The 19,995-nt window shown below is 37.9% G+C and carries 16 protein-coding genes; 2 read left to right on the top strand and 14 right to left on the bottom strand.

Translation table 11 applies throughout. The annotated features are described in order from the left end of the window. Nucleotides 1-336: 336 nt before the first annotated feature. The 8 genes from OW492_RS00235 to OW492_RS00200 form a co-directional block, all read right to left on the bottom strand. Nucleotides 337-1,302 (bottom strand): phosphate ABC transporter substrate-binding protein, encoded by a 966-nt coding sequence (locus OW492_RS00235; protein WP_290037594.1) that lies wholly within the window; start codon nucleotides 1,300-1,302, stop codon nucleotides 337-339. Nucleotides 1,303-1,519: 217 nt separating this feature from the next. Next, on the bottom strand, nucleotides 1,520-3,328 hold the full coding sequence (locus OW492_RS00230; protein ID WP_290037592.1) for a DUF3466 family protein: 1,809 nt from the start codon (nucleotides 3,326-3,328) through the stop codon (nucleotides 1,520-1,522). Between the two features lie 7 nt (nucleotides 3,329-3,335). After that, nucleotides 3,336-5,246: an ABC transporter ATP-binding protein gene (locus OW492_RS00225; RefSeq protein ID WP_290037591.1), complete on the bottom strand. Its 1,911-nt coding sequence runs from the start codon at nucleotides 5,244-5,246 to the stop codon at nucleotides 3,336-3,338. 217 nt (nucleotides 5,247-5,463) lie between these two features. Next, the gene (gene rlmKL / locus OW492_RS00220) at nucleotides 5,464-7,731 is read right to left on the bottom strand and encodes a bifunctional 23S rRNA (guanine(2069)-N(7))-methyltransferase RlmK/23S rRNA (guanine(2445)-N(2))-methyltransferase RlmL (RefSeq protein ID WP_290037589.1); all 2,268 of its coding nucleotides are present in this window, start codon (nucleotides 7,729-7,731) and stop codon (nucleotides 5,464-5,466) included. Nucleotides 7,732-8,034: 303 nt separating this feature from the next. Then, nucleotides 8,035-9,384: an 8-oxoguanine deaminase gene (locus OW492_RS00215; RefSeq protein WP_290037588.1), complete on the bottom strand. Its 1,350-nt coding sequence runs from the start codon at nucleotides 9,382-9,384 to the stop codon at nucleotides 8,035-8,037. A gap of 446 nt (nucleotides 9,385-9,830) precedes the next feature. Beyond that, the gene (udk, locus tag OW492_RS00210) at nucleotides 9,831-10,469 is read right to left on the bottom strand and encodes a uridine kinase (protein WP_290037587.1); all 639 of its coding nucleotides are present in this window, start codon (nucleotides 10,467-10,469) and stop codon (nucleotides 9,831-9,833) included. Between the two features lie 141 nt (nucleotides 10,470-10,610). Beyond that, nucleotides 10,611-10,967: a VanZ family protein gene (locus tag OW492_RS00205; protein WP_290037585.1), complete on the bottom strand. Its 357-nt coding sequence runs from the start codon at nucleotides 10,965-10,967 to the stop codon at nucleotides 10,611-10,613. Nucleotides 10,968-10,985: 18 nt separating this feature from the next. After that, nucleotides 10,986-11,858 (bottom strand): DnaJ C-terminal domain-containing protein, encoded by an 873-nt coding sequence (locus tag OW492_RS00200; protein ID WP_290037583.1) that lies wholly within the window; start codon nucleotides 11,856-11,858, stop codon nucleotides 10,986-10,988. Nucleotides 11,859-12,277: 419 nt separating this feature from the next. Between OW492_RS00200 and OW492_RS00195 the strand changes: the two genes are divergently transcribed. Both OW492_RS00195 and OW492_RS00190 read left to right on the top strand, forming a co-directional pair. Beyond that, a complete protein-coding gene (locus OW492_RS00195) occupies nucleotides 12,278-13,792 on the top strand; it encodes a catalase (RefSeq protein ID WP_290037582.1) in 1,515 nt (504 codons plus the stop codon). 166 nt (nucleotides 13,793-13,958) lie between these two features. Continuing rightward, nucleotides 13,959-14,453 carry an ankyrin repeat domain-containing protein gene (locus tag OW492_RS00190; protein ID WP_290038319.1) on the top strand — a complete coding sequence of 165 codons (495 nt, stop codon included), beginning with the start codon at nucleotides 13,959-13,961 and terminating at the stop codon, nucleotides 14,451-14,453. Here the strand turns inward: OW492_RS00190 and OW492_RS00185 are convergent. The 6 genes from OW492_RS00185 to leuC all read right to left on the bottom strand — a co-directional run bounded on the left by OW492_RS00185 (nucleotide 14,443) and on the right by leuC (nucleotide 19,655). Next, nucleotides 14,443-14,685, bottom strand: coding sequence for a cysteine-rich CWC family protein (locus OW492_RS00185; RefSeq protein WP_290037581.1), 243 nt, complete (start codon nucleotides 14,683-14,685; stop codon nucleotides 14,443-14,445). The genes OW492_RS00190 and OW492_RS00185 overlap by 11 nt on opposite strands. A gap of 66 nt (nucleotides 14,686-14,751) precedes the next feature. Further along, nucleotides 14,752-15,282, bottom strand: coding sequence for a hypothetical protein (locus OW492_RS00180; protein WP_290037580.1), 531 nt, complete (start codon nucleotides 15,280-15,282; stop codon nucleotides 14,752-14,754). Between the two features lie 50 nt (nucleotides 15,283-15,332). After that, nucleotides 15,333-15,779: a DUF3010 family protein gene (locus OW492_RS00175; protein ID WP_354669204.1), complete on the bottom strand. Its 447-nt coding sequence runs from the start codon at nucleotides 15,777-15,779 to the stop codon at nucleotides 15,333-15,335. Between the two features lie 130 nt (nucleotides 15,780-15,909). Continuing rightward, nucleotides 15,910-17,439 carry an alpha-isopropylmalate synthase regulatory domain-containing protein gene (locus OW492_RS00170; RefSeq protein ID WP_290037579.1) on the bottom strand — a complete coding sequence of 510 codons (1,530 nt, stop codon included), beginning with the start codon at nucleotides 17,437-17,439 and terminating at the stop codon, nucleotides 15,910-15,912. Between the two features lie 186 nt (nucleotides 17,440-17,625). Continuing rightward, the gene (gene leuD / locus OW492_RS00165; protein ID WP_290037577.1) at nucleotides 17,626-18,246 is read right to left on the bottom strand and encodes a 3-isopropylmalate dehydratase small subunit; all 621 of its coding nucleotides are present in this window, start codon (nucleotides 18,244-18,246) and stop codon (nucleotides 17,626-17,628) included. A gap of 11 nt (nucleotides 18,247-18,257) precedes the next feature. Beyond that, a complete protein-coding gene (leuC, locus tag OW492_RS00160) occupies nucleotides 18,258-19,655 on the bottom strand; it encodes a 3-isopropylmalate dehydratase large subunit (protein WP_290037575.1) in 1,398 nt (465 codons plus the stop codon). Between the last annotated feature and the right edge of the window lie 340 nt (nucleotides 19,656-19,995).

Here is a 19,995-nt window from a genome sequence, read left to right as displayed (position 1 = left end):
AGAAGAAATAATCGGAAGGCTGGTGTGATGAGCTGACCGCTCAGCGAATTCTTTTTCACCCAGTTTCTTTTGGCTTTTTATATTTCATTTTTGATATTGAGCATTACTTTGTGATTCACCTCCCTCATTGTGGCTAATATGAGCATGAAACCACCGTCAGGCTAGTTTCAACCCTACTAACGTCAGAGACAGTCTAATCACTACCTTATTTAAGCTACTGAATATTATTCCTAGTAGCCCACCTCTTATAAACCAGTTATCCATTATTTTTCTATATAAACAAAAACAGCGCTCAAAAGCGCTGTTTTTTATTTAAACTTTATTAAACTAGGTAAATTATAGGCCTAATTTAGCAAGCTCTTTTTCTACTACAGAAATCGGTAGTGGAATGTAACCATCTTTATCTACTATGTTTTGGCCTTCTTGAGATAACATTAATTTAATGAACTCTGCTTGAAGTGGAGATAGTGGTTTATTTGGGTGCTTGTTTACATAAACATATAGGAAACGAGATAGTGGGTATTTACCGCTAATCGCATTTTCAGTTGTTGCAGCTACGTAATCAGTACCTTTCTTAGAAAGTGGTACCGCTTTAACACCAGCAACTTTGTAACCAATACCTGAGTAACCGATAGAGTTTAGTGAAGATGCAACAGATTGAACTACAGATGCAGAACCAGGTTGCTCATTGACAGAACTCTTGAAGTCACCTTTACAAAGTGCTTTAGATTTAAAGTAACCGTAAGTACCAGATACTGAGTTACGACCAAATAACTGGATATCTTTCTCTGCCCAGCTTCCACCTAGACCAACATCAGACCAACGAGTTGCATTTTTATCTGCGCCACATTTTTGAGTTGAAGAGAAGATTGCATCAACGTCTGTGATTGAAAGGCCTTCAATTGGGTTATCTTTATTTACGAATACAGCTAGTGCATCGATTGCAACACGAACAGCTGTTGGTTTGTAACCGTAATGTTTTTCAAATGCTTCAATTTCTTTAGACTTCATTTGACGACTCATTGGGCCGAATTGTGAAGTACCTTCAGTTAGTGCAGGTGGAGCAGTTGAAGAACCTGCCGCTTGAACTTGAATGTTGATGTTTGGGTATTGACGCTTAAACTCTTCTGCCCAAAAAGTCATCATGTTTGCTAATGTATCAGAACCAACAGATGAAAGGTTACCTGAAATACCGCTTACTTTTGTGTAAGAGTGTAATTCATGATCTGCTGCAATAGCAGTTGTCGACATTAATGACGCAGTACCTAAAGTAACCGCTGCGGCTAACATTTTAAGTTTCATTCAAAACTCCATTTTCTACTAAGTTAATTTATACGATTTGTATTTTATTAGTTATTTAACAAAATATTCATTACGCTTCGTAGCGATGTTGCTTAATATGAACCTTTAATATGACACTTTCATTACATATGAATTATTTTATTCACAAAAAAACAAAAGGTTTATCACCTTTCAGCGATAAACCTTTTTTATCAATCATTTAAACGTTTTTTTAAATTTAAACTTTGTTTTTATTAAGACGACGAGCGAATGCTAATGGTAAAATAAGTAACCATAACCATAAAGTCGCCGCACCACTTCGAGAAGAATCTGAGTCAGAGTCCGCTAATGTTTCAGAGTCCCAACAATTCGGGCTATCATCTGGGTCCATTGTCGTACTTGGCGTTAACTTCACCATGATTGCTGTGGCGTTAATGCTACTGTTGTAGTCACTGTCACTGTCGTATTGGAAACCTTCTGCTAACACAACACCATCATCGTTGATCGCTGTAGCACTCTCTAAACGAATTAATGGGTGAGTCACTACACCATCATCATCTTCTGTACATAATAGATCATCGATAAACCAGCTATCACCCGATGTATTGTCATAAAGGAATGCACTTTGGGTACGAGGGCTACCACCTACAACAGGATCTGTTTGATCGTATGCATCTGCGCTACCGACAATTAAGCCATTTTCATTCATGTCATAACCATAGCTATTTGCACCACGATACGAAGCACTATCACCCGCTAAACGTTGTTTAGTTGATAACACTTTAGTGTCTTCTAACGGAATGCTAATACTGTCATTATCGATATCATAAATGAACATTTCGATAGGATAGTTAACATTTTTAGTCGAACCATACTGACGATTACCCATCACGACATTCTCATCGGTAATACTTTCCGCCCATGAGTTGTAATAAGTCGTATCGTCATTTTTATCATAATCACCAGTTGAATCAGATTCATCCGTCGCATCAACAATCACGGTTGGCGTATCGTAAGCACCGTCATCATCAGGCGTCATGATGATCGCACGTTGACGGCCACCTTCATCACTATCAGATAACTCATAGGTTGACACTCCCACAGCAACACCTGAACTATTGATATCAAATGCAGCAGCACTGTATGTGGCATCACTACCGTCACGCGTAGTATTATCATCTAACCATTCAGTCGCTAGTGCAAAACCTTCAATTTCAGTCGCACTGCTATCATACTCCCAAGCCCAAGCTTGTGTATCGAAGCCTGGACAATTCACTAAGTAGTTCAAATCATCTAAGTCATCTTCATCACCTTCGTTATAACAAAGGTCAAAATAATCACTATCGCCACCTGCTAATGATTTACTTGCGTTACCAACGATCAGAGTTTTAGTCTCACCATTGTTATAAGTCACATCACGCATACGATAAGCACTACTAAAGCCGCCTTCATCGTCATCAAACGCAGTTGGAATTAATGAGATAGTTGCATAGCTAGTACTTGGGTCAACAACAAAGGCTCGACGTACGTAATCGCGTTCGCCATCGGTGTAAGGGCCTGAACCATAACCAACAGCAAAACTACCTTCATCAGAATCGACAACGTCAGTAATTTTCACATCTGTATCGTCACCAAAGCCTTCTATTTTTACGTTATTAGTTGCCGCTAAAAAGTAACTTGTTGCATCGGTTTCGTTATTGTCTATCTCAGCACTTGTTGTACGCCAGGCTTGATAGCCATTGTCATAACTAGCATCGGTAGAATCTTCACTACCGTAATAGATTAATTCACAAACTTCATCATCATAGAAACATTCTTGGTTGAAGGTAAAAGGCAGACCGATATCAATGTTTTGATCAAGATCCGCTTTTAAAGCATATACACCGACTGTATCGCCTGCTTCAGTAATCGCAGATGGGAAAGGCCCGTAATTACTGCCTGTCGTATCTGGAGACAAAATCTCATATTCATAATAAGAGGAAGTCGCAGCCCAAGCATTACTAGTAGATAGTAATGCAATAAATGAAATAGCTTTGCTGTAATTCATGTTAAAATTATTCTCCGTTTTGTAATTCGTCCAACTCTTCCCAACGGCTAAAAGCATTTTCTAATTTTTGTTCTGTTTCTGCTAATAACGCTAAGAATTGGTCAGCTTCTTTTTTGTCTTTAGTAAAGAATTCAGGCGTGTTAATAGTTTCCTGTAATTCCCCTACTTTCTCTTCCAATTGCTCGACTAATGCAGGCAAACCATCTAACTCTAGTTGTACTTTGTAAGATAGCTTTTTCTTTTTAGGCGATTTAACCGCTGCTTTTTCAACTTTTGCTGGCGCTGGTTTAGCTTCTTTAACGACTTGTGCAGGCGCTTCACTTTGCGCTTTGTGACGTACCGCATCACTGTACCCGCCAACAAACTGTTGAATATTGCCATTACCATCAAAGAACCAGGTGTGAGTTACTGTGTTATCAACAAAACTACGGTCATGGCTAACTAATAACAATGTACCTTGATAATTTGCTAATAACTCTTCTAATAACTCCAGCGTTTCGACATCAAGATCATTGGTCGGTTCATCGAGAATTAAGAAATTACTTGGTTTTAAGAAAATTTTGGCTAATAACAGACGATTCTTTTCTCCACCAGAAAGTGCTTTAACAGGTGTACGTGCACGATCAGGATGGAATAAAAAGTCTTGTAAATAACCGAGGACATGGCGTTTATTACCATTAATTTCAACTTCTTGCTTACCTTCAGCAAGGTTGTCAATCACGGTTTTTTCTGGGTCTAAGGCATCACGATATTGGTCAAAGTAAGCCACTTCTAATTTAGTGCCGCACTTCACTGAACCTTGATCAGGTTCAATATCACCCAGTAATAGTTTAAGTAGCGTACTTTTACCGCAACCATTACGCCCCACTAAGGCGATTTTATCGCCACGCATAATGGTAGTATCAAAGTCTCGTACAATACGAAGGTCTTCATAACTGTAAGATAACCCTTCAGTTTCAAAGATGATTTTCCCTGAACGAGCCGCTTCATCAACCACAATTTTGGCCTTACCTTGCACGTTGACACGTTCAGAACGTTCTTGGCGTAACGATTTTAACGCACGTACACGTCCTTCGTTACGTGTACGACGTGCTTTAATGCCTTGGCGAATCCATTTTTCTTCAATGGCTAACTTACGGTCAAATTCAGCGTTTTGTTCATCTTCGATACGTAGAGCTTCTTCTTTAGCCAACAGGTAAGCTTCATAGCCACCTGGCCATGAACTTAATTTTCCGCGGTCAATATCCACAATACGTGTTGCTAAACGACGAATAAACTCACGGTCATGACTGATGAAAACAATTGAACCTTGGAAAGACATTAAGAATTGTTCAAGCCATTCAATCGTCCCAACATCCAAGTGGTTAGTAGGCTCATCTAGTAGTAATAAGTCAGGATCATTCACTAAGGCTTTAGCCAATGCGACTTTACGTAACCACCCACCTGATAACTGATCTAAAGTAATTTCTGGATTGATCGCTAAGCGATCCAGTATTTGGTTGATTTTCGAATCTAATTGCCAAGCATCAAGTTGGTCTATTTGCTCTTGAAAACGCTGTAATTTATTAAGCTGCTTTTCGCTACAATCTTCAGCAACAACACTTAGTTGTTCGTGATATTGACTTAATACTTTACCGGCATTTTCCATGCCAGAAGCAACATAATCATAGGCGCTCATCACACTGGCTGTTGGTGGATCTTGCTCTAATCGTGCAACTTTAACATCATTGTTTATCAGTAATGTCCCGTCGTCTAATTGAATACGGCCGTCTAATACTTTTAATAATGTTGATTTACCTGCGCCATTTCGGCCTACTAAACAAACTCGCTCATTGGCTTCAATCACTAAGTTTGATTTATCTAATAATGCTCCGCCACCAAAGGCGAGTTCTGCGTTATGTAATGTTAATAATGCCACGTTAATTCACTCTCGTTAATGTGTCTTTGTCTTATGCTTGGGAGGTTAAATTCTGATCCCTGCTAATTAAACATGTTAATTAACCTAGTACCAGCTATCCAGCCTCACTAAGATAAAATTGTTGTCTTTATTGAACGTCAAAAGGCCAATCAATATTGGCCTTTATATTTAGTCATATTGTCACTGCATATTTTGCAGGTTAATTAATACCATGACCTTAATCGCGTTTAGTTAATAACCAACACTGATGAATTTTATCATTGCCTTTAAAGTCTTCAGGAATAGAAGCTTTGCTGATATCTTTCACATAAAAGCCAAGAGCTTTAATGGCCTCGATATCAAGTTTAAATCCACGTTTATTATTAGAGAAGATAATCTCCCCTTGTGAATTCACTCGCTCGCTTGCCGCTGTCAGTAAGGCAACATGATCATCTTGTACATCAAATACATCACTCATACGCTTTGAATTTGAGAATGTTGGCGGATCGATAAAGATCAGGTCATACATTTCATGAGCATGTTGTAACCATTTAATACAATCTTGTTGAATAAACTCATGTTTACCTTTGATACCATTTTCTAGGAAATTCTCTTGCCCCCAGTTCAAGTAAGTATTTGACATATCAACACTGGTTGTTGACTTAGCGCCACCTAATGCAGCATGCACTGATGCTGTTGCTGTGTAACAAAATAGGTTTAAGAAGTCTTTACCTGCAGCCATTTTGCCTAAACGTAAACGTGTAGGGCGATGGTCAAGGAACAAACCAGTATCTAGGTAATCTTGTAAGTTCACAATGATTTTAGCCGGGCCTTCTTGCACTACTAAACGTTGTTTTTTACTGTCTAACTTTTCATACTGTTGTCGCCCTTTTTGACGCTCACGCACTTTAATGATCAGCTGATCATCGGTTAGATCTAATAGGTAACGCGTTGTTGAAACAATATCTAAGAAGCGACGGCGAACTTTTTGTGCGTCGATTTCTTTTGGAGCACGGTATTCTTGAATAATTAAATATTCATTGTAACGGTCGATAGCAACATTATATTCTGGTAAATCAGCATCATATAAACGATAACATTGAATACCTTCACGCTTTGCCCATTTATCTAAACGTTTCATATTTTTCAATAAACGGTTAGCAAAATCTTCCGCATAAATGGCAGGCTTTATCTGTTTAACTTCTTTAAACACTAATTCAGATTCAGACTCTTCCGCCATTGGGAACTCTTGAGCAGCTGAAATTGTGCCCCAAGGGTTATCCTCCGTTGACTCTTTATAAACAACTTCTGCTTTTTTAGGAGCTTTAGTTGTTGCTGCAACGTCTGCAATTGCTTCCACATTACGCTTTGGAGAAATTCGGTAGTTTTTAAGCACACATTCAATAGGACCATTGAAGAATTTATAACTACGTCCTGCACGCATACCTAGACAACTTAACAGTTCAGTATCCATAGCGAACATGCTTAAGTTCCAACCTGCAAAAGCATCTTTAAAATGATGTCCAAGCTCGGTGTATAAAGTAATAGTGTCACTAAAGCCACCTAAACGCTCACCGTATGGTGGATTTGAAATCACCATACCCGTTGTTAACTCTTCCGGCGGCATCACTTTTTTGGCATCTTGCACGCTAAATTCAATCAGCTCAGCTACTCCTGCACGTTGTGCATTTTGACGTGCGATACTGATCATATCTTTACTTAAATCTGACGCATAAAAACGCGCATCACAATCATTAACGGCACGTTTACTATAAACTTGTGCGCTTGTTTTAAGCGTTCTCCAAGTTTCTGCATCATGCTTTTTCCATTGCTCGAAACCAAATTTATCACGCAACGTACCCGGTGCAATATTCAATGACATCATTGCTGCCTCGATCACTAATGTTCCTGAGCCACACATAGGATCAAGTAGCGCTTCACCTTTCCATCCACTGCGTTTAATAATACCTGCTGCTAATGTTTCACGTAATGGCGCTTCACCGGCAATAGTACGGTAACCACGTAAATGTAATGGAGATCCAGATAAATCAAGGTAGATGGATGCTTTATCTTTGAACAAGCGACCATTAAAACGGATATCAGCATCGCGCTTTTCCACGTTAGGTCGCTGGTCAAATTTCTTACGGAAGCGATCCACGATGGCATCTTTAATTTTTAATGCACCAAACTGCGTATTACGAATCTCATCATTGCTTCCTGAAAAATCAATAGAAAAGGTTTTATCTACATCAAAATGGCTTTCCCATGGAATGTTGCTACAACCTAAGTATAAATCCATTGGATCAATTACTTTGAATTCGCTTAACTTAAGCAAAACACGAGACGCAAAACGCGACCATAAACACACTTGGTAACCTTGCTCTAATGAACCGTCAAAGCTAACACCACCAGCAATTTGCTTAGTATTTTCAATACCAAGATCTTTAAGTTCTACTTCTAATAAAGGCGCAAGCCCTTTCGCTGTTGGGATAAAATAACTGAACATAGACGCTCTCATGCAATTGTTGAATAAAAAATAGCGCGTATTATACCTTGCAAAAAGGATTATCCCTATGGAATTTTCAGCTGTTTATTTACTATGGTTAATCGATGAGTTTTAGCTTAGCTGATATTAACTTCAAAAAGATTAAACTACATTGCTTTGTTATTTAATTTGATTGATAAATACAAAAAAATTAACAGGTTAAGTTATACTTATTAAACTAATGCAGTTGAGATTTGATACATTATTTACCCTAAAACAAGCCTTAATAAATTGTTTAAGGCTTGTTTGATAACCTTTATAATTTTACAACACGAGACTTTTAGCCGCTTGACTATGCCGCGCTTGCATATCTTCCAGTTCATGATGAATGAGTAATCCAGACTTTATTTTCCATTCACCAGCAATCATCACACAATCAGCTTTATGTGCTCCGCATAAAATTAACGCGGCTAAGGGATCATGGGCACCAGAGAAGCGTAATTCATCAAGTTTAAACAGAGCTAAATCAGCCTGTTTTCCAACAGCCAATTCGCCAATATCATCCCGCCCTAAAACTTGGGCAGAGCCTTTTGTCGCCCAATACAATGCATCTAAGTGTGATACTTCATCTGCTTGATAACGTAAACGATTAATCATCAAAGCTTGGCGAACCTCTTGTATCATATTCGAACCATCGTTAGAGGCCGAACCATCAACGGCTAGCCCTATAGGCGAGCCTGCTGCCTGCAATTCTTTGGTTCTGCAAACTCCTGAAGCAAGGATCATATTCGAAGATGGGCAATGTGCGATTCCAGTTTTTGCTTCCCCGAGTCGTTTAATCTCTTGGTCATTAAAATGAATACCGTGAGCCAGCCAGACATCCGATGATAACCAACCTACAGACTCTAAATAATCAAGTGGACGTAAGGCAAAAGTTTTTAAACAAAAACTGTTTTCATCCTCGGTTTCAGCTAAATGAGTGTGTAACCTCACTTGGTTTTGACGTGCTAATTTAGCCGTTTCTATCATGAGGTCAGTTGTCACTGAAAAAGGTGAGCACGGTGCTAATGCTATTTGTACCCTAGCCCCCTCACCCCGTTGATGGAACTGTGTGACCACACGTTGGCAATCATCTAAAATCTCAGCATCACTTTGCACTGTTGATTGTGGTGGTAATCCACCATCATCTTCACCTAAACTCATAGAGCCACGTGTTAACATAACGCGATTACCAATCAGTGTTGCAGCTGATACTTGAATATCAATTGCTTCGGTTAATGCTTCAGGGAAAAGGTAATGATGATCAGCAACCGTTGTACAGCCTGATAATAGCAATTCAGCTAACCCTAACTCTGTCGCTGCATGCAACATATCTGGCTGTAGTTTGGCCCAAACTGGATATAAGGCTTGTAACCAAGGGAACAAACGCTTGTTTAGAGCCGCAGGAAATGCTCTGGTCAATGTTTGATAGAGATGGTGATGAGTGTTGATTAAACCAGGAAGTAGAATGTGTTGGCTAGCATCAAAGTATTGGTCGATATCATGAATCGGCTCACTATTTTTTGGCACTAACTCAATGATGATCCCATCTTTAATCACTACTCCATTACTCGCATCCTGCTGATTAGCTGTGAAAGTTGAAAGTGGTTTTTTAATCCATAACGTTGTAGACATCTGTTCACCTTTAAAATAGAGCGAACGATAATAAGAGGGACTAAAGTAGTAAAGATAAGCTTCTCAGTCACCTACACCTGTAATATTAAGTAATCAAGCCTTTAAAATTAGCTCAATTAATCAATAGAATAGGGTTATATCGTCGCGATATACTAAATAGCAGTGACTTGCGTGTTAATCTGCTGAGAGATTATATTGTATCGGTTTATTGACGCATTAACATACAATTATAAGTTTTTAAGCGATATTTATATTATTTATTGAGATTAAAAAGTATGAAAAAGTTAAAAAAGCAGACTGAAAAAGAAATTGCAGAGGGCTTCCGCTGGCAACGGGAGCTTGCCAACTAAAGCTAGCAATCTTAAAAGATGTATCGTAATCAATAAAGTTAAAACAAAAAACGCTTCATAACGAAGCGTTTTAAGAGCACTAATAACCGTAAAAATTTACTTGTTTAATAAGTATTTAATACGTGTTTTCAAGATATCTGTGGCGATTCTATTTTTACCACCACGAGGGATAATGATATCAGCATGCTGCTTAGATGGCTCAATGAACTGCAGGAACATAGGTCTTACTGTTTTTTTGTACTGTGCCATTACAGAGTCTAATGTTCTTCCTCGCTCCATAATATCACGCGTTAAACGACGCATTAAACAAATATCCAATGGGGTATCAATAAAAATGCTTGCATCAATTTGTGTACGTAACGTTGAATCAGTCAGTAATAAAATACCTTCAATGATAATGATTTTTTTAGGTGATAAGTTAATTACTTCATCGGTACGAGTATGTTCAGTATAACTATAAACTGGAATTTCAACGGATTGGTTATTTTGTAAAGATTCAATGTGCTGACTTAATAATTCATGGTCAAAGGCTTTTGGGTGATCGTAATTGGTTTGTACACGCTCTTCCATTGGCATGTGTGATTGATCTTTATAATAAGCATCTTCAGAGATAATGCCTATTTGATCCGTCCCTAACTCTTGGCGAAGCTCATTACAGATTGTATGTGCAATCAGACTTTTCCCTGAGGCTGAAGCCCCTGCAATTGCAATAACGACACAGTGATTTTTATTCAAAATTGACCTTTATAAAATATATTAAGTTTAATTGGAATGGCCCTATTAACATGGCTCATCACACCATGTTTACATTAACAATACTGGTGATAGCAATACTATTAAGTAAATAGAGTTATCCTTCAGTATAGAGTGATAAATTTATTCCGCTGGGCAAACACGGTTAACAAAATAAGCAAAAACACTACCGCAGATTAAGCCACCGATATTAGCAAACAGATCCATCCACTCACCGTATCGGTTTTGGTATGGTTGTATCAATTCGATGGCTCCACTGAGCAACGTAAACAATAAAACGACAACTATCCAGTGATTAGGCTTTTTCAACATTAATGGAAAAACTAAAGCACTATAAGCAATAAAATGGTGCGTTTTATCACTACCAGGGACAGAGGGTAACTGCTCCATAGGAGTGAGAGATAAAAAGGTAATTAATGAGGCTAATATAAATGATAAAAGTACCCAATAATTTCTAATCAACTGTAATAGTAAGCTCATAAATAATGTCCAGCCTAGTTAAGCCATCGATTCAGCTAACTCAGTTAATAACTTGTGTTGCTGTTCTGTTAATTCTGTCGGAGTTGGGATCACAACGGTGTAAATTAAATCGCCTACTGCATCACTGTTCATAGCTTTAACACCACGGCCTTTAATTCGGAATTTACGACCAGCTTGTGTGCCAGCAGGAATTTTTAAATTAATGTGTCCCGTAAATGTCGATGCTTTAGCCGTACCGCCAATGGCTGCCGTTGGGAAGTTTGTTTCTAAATCACAGTATAGGTCATTGCCTTTACGAACAAAGAACTCATGCTCTAATAATTCAATTTCAACAAACAGATCTCCACGAGGCGCACCTAAAGTACCTGGGTTACCTTGACCAGCAACGCGCACTCGTTGACCTTGATTAATACCAGCAGGGATGGTCACCCCTAGTGGGTTGGTTGTGTTTGGCAAACGAACTTCTTTAGTGCAACCTTCTACACATTCTTCTAATGTTAATTGCGCTTTTAGAATGATATCAGACCCGTTTTTTGGTTGAGGTCGACGCGGTTCTTGGCGTTGTTGATGACGCTGTCCGAACATATCACCAAACATATCATTAAAGTCACCGCCTTGACCAAAACCTCCTTGACCGAAGCCTCCGCGTCCACGAGCCTGGCCATTTTCAAAAGCACTGTGACCAAAGTCGTCGTATTGTTCGCGTTTTTCAGGATCACTTAAAATCTCATAAGCATCTTTCACTTCACGGAATTTTTCTTGTGCGACTGGGTTATCAGGATTTCTATCTGGGTGATACTTCATTGCCAGTTTTTTGTAAGCTTTTTTTATCTCTTTATCAGATGTTGTTTTAGTAACACCTAATACTTCATAACAATCACGTTTTGACATTCTTTTCTCGATAATTCCATGGTAATAACATAATGCACATCAAAGCGGGCGAATTATAGCGCAACTAATTTAAAATCACATAAAAATTGCGATTTCGATCGGACAAAGTACTATCAATTTTCCCTCTCTATCAATAAGAAGTGGAGCAACCACCTCCTCGCTTTATTTTAACCTTGAAAATAACTAACTGTTTTTATTCTCAAAACTAGCCACTTTAAGTGAGTCCATAAGCGGCAGGATTTATCTTCATATTTTCTATGCTTAACTATCTAGCAAAATAAACAATAAGTAAAACTTATGATAAATAAACAAATAGTCGCCAAAACCTATCAATTTTATTCACACAAACGTTTATATTTTCAATCAAAATATCCTTAATATCCAGCCACTTGTTACAAAAATGTTTAAAGGAAATAAATATGAAACATAAATTTAACTTATTAGTGCCTGTTTTCGGGTTAGCTACCATTTTTAATGTCAATGCAGAAGTAATGACAAAGGATAATGGAGCTGCAATTGGAGATAATCAAAACTCATTAACAGCTGGCGCTAATGGTAGTGTTTTATTAGAAGATGTTCATTTGATTCAAAAATTACAACGTTTTGCACGCGAACGTATACCTGAGCGTGTGGTACATGCACGTGGCACAGGCGCACACGGCGTATTTGTTGCGTCGACTGATTATAGTGATGTCACTACTGCTGCTCCCTTTGAAAGTAAAGGTAAAGAAACTGCCGTATTTGTACGTTTTTCTTCGGTTATTCACCCTCTTGGCAGCCCTGAAACATTACGTGACCCAAGAGGTTTTGCAACTAAGTTCTACAGTGATGAAGGAAACTGGGATTTAGTCGGTATTAATATACCAGTCTTCTTTATTCGAGATGCAATTAAGTTCCCTGATATGGTTCACTCACTTAAACCTTCTCCTGTTACTAATATCCAAGATCCTAACCGCTTCTTTGACTTCTTCTCTCATGAGCCGGGATCGACCAACATGTTAACTCGTGTGTTTAGTGATAACGGCACACCAGCAAGTTACCGTGAAATGGATGGGTTTGGCGTTCATGCTTATAAGATGATCAATGATGAGGGTGATGTTAAATATGTAAAATTCCATTGGAAAAGCCATCAAGGAATTAATAATTTAGATGCTGATCAAGTAAAAGAGGTGCAATCGACTGATACTCAGCATATGACACGTGATCTTTATACTAATATTGCTGAAGGTAATTTTCCGAAATGGGATTTATATATTAAAACCCTAAACCCAGCAGATTTAAATAAATTTGACTACAACCCATTAGATGCAACAAAAACCTGGGAAAATATAAAAGAAACTAAGGTAGGTACGATGACCTTAAATCGTATACCAGACAACTTTTTTCAAGAAACAGAACAAGTTGCGATGGCGCCTGCAAACTTAATTCCAGGTATTGAACCTTCTGAAGACCGTTTATTACAAGGCCGTATTTTTTCATACGCAGATACACAGTTATATCGATTAGGTGCTAATCATCAACAGTTACCGATTAACCGTCCAATTGTACCTGTTGTAAACTACAACCAAGGTGGCGTAGGTAATGTCGGTAATACGCAATCAGATATTAACTACCAACCTAATTATGAAGGTGTTTCTGAAGATGTAAAAGCCCGCCATAGCACACCAAAGCTTGTGGGCAATGTACAACAAAAAGCGATTTATAAAACTTTGGACTTTGCACAAGCTGGTGAACTTTATCGTTCATTTACAGATCAAGAGCGTCATAATTTGATACGTAACTTATCGGGTGATTTGAGTGCTGTTAAAAACAAACAGATCCAACACAAGATGTTAAGTCACTTTTACAAAGCAGATACTGAATATGGAACACGTTTAACTGAGGCTGTTAACGGTGATCTTGATAAAGTAAAAGCAATCGCTGCAACACTATAAATCAGTAAAAATGGGTAGGTGAATATCAATAAAATACTTCTACCCTTTATAACCAGGTTAAAAGAGGAAAGATATGTTTACTATTAAGTCAGTAATTTCGAATCATAGAAGATCGAAGACAAATTGGGTGTTTGCTACTATCTTTCCTCTTTTTTTATTAACCACTATGTCTGCAATTACTTTTGTTCAGGCCAGTGAAATAAATGAAAGCACCGCTTATAAAGAATTAATGCCTTATTATTATGCAGCTGCACGTACGGGTGATAATGAAATTATTACAGAATTTTTAAACGCTGGTTTACCAGTAGATATTAAAAACAATAAAGGTTATACCGCTTTAATGATTGCCACTTATAATGGGCAAAAAAACATAGTAAATAATTTAATCGAAAATGGTGCAAATGTATGTGCACAAGACAATAAAGGTAATACAGCATTAATGGCCGCTGTATTTAGAGGCGAACTTAGCATCGCTAAAACATTAATGTCAAAAGAGTGCGATGAAAACCAGCAAAATAAAGCAGGTCAAACCGCAGTAATGTTTGCCACATTATTCGGCCGAGAAGAACTACGCGCATTATTAGTCGAACGTGGCGCGGATATTCGCTTAAAAGATAACAGCGGTAATTCAGCAGTAAGTATCGAGCAGGCTAATCAGTAACAGGGTAGGATAAATCTGCTTTATTGGGGAGTGGCTTTTTACAAAAATCATTTGGATTATCAATATAACGACTAATACATACATTGCAAATACAATGCTTGTTTTTAGCTTGTGCATCAACTAAATCAAGTAGAGCTTCTGGAATCTGAACCTTGTTACACCAACAGCCTTGTTTAGCCGTCACATCACAGTTATTTTCTTGTAAGCAAAGTGGGCATGTTAGTTCATTCATTTAAACAGTTCATTTTGTTGAAAGACAACACGCCTCAATAGCAGAAACGTGTTGTGATTAAAGAAGTTAGTGACTAATACATCCATTATCTGCACAAGCTTCACTGTGTACATGGTCTTCTTCTGAGTGCGCACTTGAATAACAAGCAAGCACTTCACTACTTGGACTATAATCGTCTTCGTTACCCGCTAAATAACGAAGATGTTCCCATGTCAGCATATAAGCAAAAAATAAACGATGTTGACGTTTCACTTTAATGTTTTTAGCATCAAATAGCTGGCTGCCAGCATAACCCTGTAAGGACTCAATGATATTTACGAAACGTAACCATGGCTGAGCATTGTTTTTAACAGGTTTGAAGTTCACTTGGTTAAATGCCAGAAGTGCATTCCAAAAATGTTTATTCGTCTCTTTTTGTTTAATTTTCTTTGCCTGCTCAACCAGTGAGAAAAAGCTGCGTTCTGTTGACTGCTCTACCTGCAAGTAATCTTTTAATTGCGTAATTAAATGTAATTCCGCTTGATAGAAAAATAACGCTAAAGATACAGGTTGTTGCGTTTTAAATTGCGCAACGAAATTTTCAAAGCTATTTTCCACTGGCTTCTCCCAAAAATGAATAAGACACGCTCATTGACTGATATATTAATTTAGACACGATGTTCTAAGTAACCAAAAGCCGTTAACATTGCTTGCTCTTGGAACTTTTTAAGTCCTAATTCAACGGCCGTTGGAGAATTTTGTGCTTTCTTTAACCCTTCTTTAATATAGTCAGGTGTAATTACTTGTACATCTAAACCAGCAATCAGTTGTAAAGCACCTTCAATTTTAAAACTTAAAGTGTGACCAGCAAATTTACCTTTTAATGCACGTTGACGAATGATCACTTTATCGACTTGGTAATCTTTCATCAACTGTGCAAAATCAAACTGAAACTTTTTAAGTGGTTCGGTATTGATAGGGTCAGTTAATGTTAGTTTAGTTGTACGCACAGGCGGTACATCATACAAACCATTTTTATATTGCATGATTGCAATAACGGCTTCGTTGCCTGTTAATTCAACACCACATACTCTCATTGTTTTTCCTTTTTTCATTATTATACCAATCACAAAACGACTATGACTGGTATTGTTTATTACATATATTATAGGCGATAGTATATTCGCCAAAACACAAAAGCCCTAATCAAAGATTAAGGCTTTTAACAGATTTAAAATGTTATTTTTACTTATCTTGTAAACGCAGGTTAATCATTCTTAATGTTGCACCAATCCCGGCAATAACCTGGTTAGTATTCACACCACGTGTTGTAAACTGCTCTCCATCATCTTCCCAAGTCACTGAACACTCAGTTAAAGCGCTTGTTTGGCCACCTGGTGGAATACGTAACTCAAAATCAACTAACTCAGGAAATATAAAGTCATGTTCATTCAGTATTTTTTTCATGGCTTTGATAAAGGCATCAAAACCACCGTTACCACTCCCACTTGCTTTATGAATTTTATCATTCACACGAACGCGGATACTAACTGTCGACTCTAAATCCAGTCCAGAGTTAATAGAGCAATTCAATAATTCAACATTATTAAAGTCATTACGCTCTAATAAATCAGCAATAATAAACGGTAAATCATCTGCAGTGATCGTCGCTTTTTGATCACCTAACTGCACGATACGTTTCAACAGTTTTTTCTGTTGTTCAGCATCTAAATCAATATCCATCTCTTCTAAGTTTTTTGCTAATGAAGCTTTACCACTCATTTTACCTAACGCATAGCTGCGTGAACGCGCAAAACGCTCAGGTGTTAAAGCAGAAATGTATAACCCACCCTTCTTGTCACCATCGGCGTGAATACCACTGGTTTGTGTAAATACGTCTGCACCTACAATCGGTGTATTGTCTGCAATACGTTTACCTGAAAAGTTCTCTACTAGCTTACTTAAATTATGGATTTCTGATTCATCAATATTAACTTTTTTACCCAGCTTATCTTGCAATACTACCGCTACTTCAGTCAAAGATGCATTACCTGCACGTTCACCTAAACAGTTCATAGTACAATGAATTGAAGATATACCTGCTTTTACTGCATACATAGCATTAGCTGTCGCTAATCCATAATCATTATGTGGGTGGAAATCGAATTTTAAGTTAGGGAAACGTGTCACCATATCACTCAAACTAGCAAATACTTCATCAGGTGACATAACACCTAATGTATCTGGCAACATAAAGTGCGTGATACCCGCATCAGATAATTTTTCAAGCATCTCGTACACATATTCAGGGCTATCTTTGTAACCATTCGACCAATCTTCTAAGTAGATATTAACTTTTAGACCTTTTGACAAAGCATAATCGATGGTTTGCTTCACGTCTGTCACATGCTCATTTAAGGATTTTTTTAACTGTTCAGAACAATGCTTTAAGCTACCTTTTGCTAATAAATTAAGTACCTTACCACCAGTATCAGTGATCCAATCAACACTCAATGTATGATCAACAAAGCCTAAAACTTCAATACGTTCCACTAAGCCTTCTTTAGTCGCCCATTTATTTAATTGTGCAACCGCTACTTTCTCACCTTCTGAAACACGTGCCGAAGCCACTTCAATACGGTCAATTTTAAGTCTTTGTAATAGTGCCTTTGCTAGGCTAACTTTTTCAGCAGGAGAAAATGAAACAGCTTGCGTTTGTTCCCCATCGCGTAATGTTGTATCCATCAACTGTACAGTGACGTTATCTTGAGCCATTGTTTACTCCACTATGATTTACTCAGTAAAAACTTATTGCACTAAGGATTAAGATCGATATATCTAGTTATCGATTAATGTTTAAATCGACTTAAAAGCAATAAAATTAAAAGCTTAACGCAATAAGTTTTCGATAAAAAAGGCGCAACAGGTGCGCCTTTTTTGATTGTAACGAACTAAAACAGATTACGCGCTAGGCCATAACCATGGAAGACGTTTTTTGTGCTCTACTTCATAAGCAGAGATTTCTTTTTCGTGTTTTAGCGTCCAAGCGATGTCATCTAAGCCTTCAAGTAATGATTCTTTACGGAATGCATCAACTTCAAAAGAGATAGATAAACCACCTGGTGTTGTTACTTTTTGAGCTTCTAAATCAACAGTAAATTCAACACCTTCGTTTCCTGAAATTTCAGCCATTAGTGCAGCAAGTTGTTCATCAGTCACTACGATTGGTAAAATGCTATTTTTAAAGCAGTTACTGAAGAAGATATCAGCAAAGCTTGTAGAAATAATCGTATTAAAACCGTAGTCAGCGATTGCCCAAGGAGCATGCTCACGAGATGAACCACAACCAAAGTTTTCACCAGCAACTAAGATTTTAGCACCTTGGAAAGCAGGTTTGTTTAGTTCAAACTCAGGATTTGGTGTTACGTTATCCGCAAGAAAACGCCAGTTATGAAATAAGTTAATACCGAAACCAGTACGTTCAACTTTTTTCATGAAGTTTTTTGGGATGATTTGGTCTGTATCAACGTTACTACGATCCATTAACGCTGCGATACTTGTATGTTTAATATATGGTTGCATTATTTTCGCCCCTATTTCCAATCTCGAATGTCTACAAAGTGACCTGCAACTGATGCAGCAGCAGCCATTGCTGGTGATACAAGGTGAGTACGACCACCTTTACCTTGACGACCTTCGAAATTACGGTTTGAAGTAGATGCACTACGTTGACCATCTTTTAATTCATCGCCATTCATTGCTAGACACATTGAACAACCTGGATCACGCCATTCCCAACCAGCATCAATAAAGATCTTATCTAGACCTTCTTTTTCTGCTTGTACTTTAACTGGGAAAGAACCTGGTACAGCAAAGGCTTGAACACCATCAGCTACTTTTTTACCTTTCAGTAATTCTGCAGCAGCACGGAAATCTTCAATACGACCATTTGTACAAGAACCAATAAACACAACATCAATATGGATGTCTGTAATTTTTTGACCTGCATCTAATGCCATGTATTTCAGTGCACTTGCACAAGCTTGAGATTTAACATCGTTAGTGAAGTCAGATGGAGAAGGAACAAGACCAGTCACTGAAATAACTTGCTCTGGAGATGTACCCCAAGAAACTTGTGGTGCAATATCTTCTGCTTTTAATTCGATAACCGCGTCAAACTCTGCACCTTCATCAGAGCGCAGTGATTTCCAATATTCAACAGCAACAGGCCAGTGATCGCCTTTAGGTGCGAACTCTTTGCCTTCTAAGTAATCGAAGGTCACTTGGTCAGGTGCAACAAGACCTGCGCGAGCACCAGCTTCGATAGCCATGTTACACAGCGTCATACGACCTTCCATTGTTAGGTCTGTAATCGTATTACCAGCAAACTCCATTACGTAACCTGTACCGCCAGCAGTACCTGTTTTAGCAATGATTGCTAATGCAATATCTTTTGCAGTAGAGAAAGCAGGTAATTTACCTTCTACTTTCACTAACATAGTTTTTGCTTTTTTCTGTTGTAATGTTTGCGTTGCCATTACATGTTCAACTTCACTCGTACCAATACCAAATGCTAATGCACCGAATGCACCATGCGTTGCTGTATGGCTATCACCACAACAAACAACCATACCTGGATGAACAAAACCATGCTCAGGTACTACGATGTGAATAACACCATTTTGGTTACTGTCCATGCCGTAAAGATTGATTTCGTTCTCTTCACAGTTAGCAGTCATTGTTTCAACTTGTTTTTTAGCGATTACATCAACAATGTTAAAACGATCCTTAGTTGGAACACAGTGGTCAATTGTACCTAGAATACTATGCACGTTACGTACTTTACGATTTTGTAGACGAAGACCCTCAAAAGCTTGTGGGCTTGTTACTTCATGCATTAGATGTCTGTCAACAAACAAAAGCGGAGAGCCTGCTTCTGGTTCGTGAACTAGGTTCGCATCCCAGATTTTTTCATACATTGTTCTAGTCATTGTTTCCCTTACCACACTATTAACCAAACCAAACAAGCTGGATTCATTTATATTGAAGTAAACAGATACTCGTAAACTGTGGTTAACATAATTATTACTAATCACATTAACCACAGTTTACGTCACCCATTTTTTACTGAATCTAAACTGACCAAATATTGAATGGAATTGGTATTACTTAAAAATCTAGTACCGGTTTGCATACATTGCTAATACGAATGATTATCAATAAGCAGATCGCGGTGAATTTGTAAAGTCTTATTCTAAAGGATCAGTCACAAACGTACAATATACCTACTCAAATTTGTGGCTCATCTCTATATAAGTTTATGCAATAATT

It is taken from the genome of Psychromonas sp. 14N.309.X.WAT.B.A12 (genome assembly GCF_030397575.1).
GTDB lineage: Bacteria > Pseudomonadota > Gammaproteobacteria > Enterobacterales > Psychromonadaceae > Psychromonas.
Note: the sequence above shows the minus strand (reverse complement) of the source record. Positions and strands in the feature narration are given on the sequence as shown.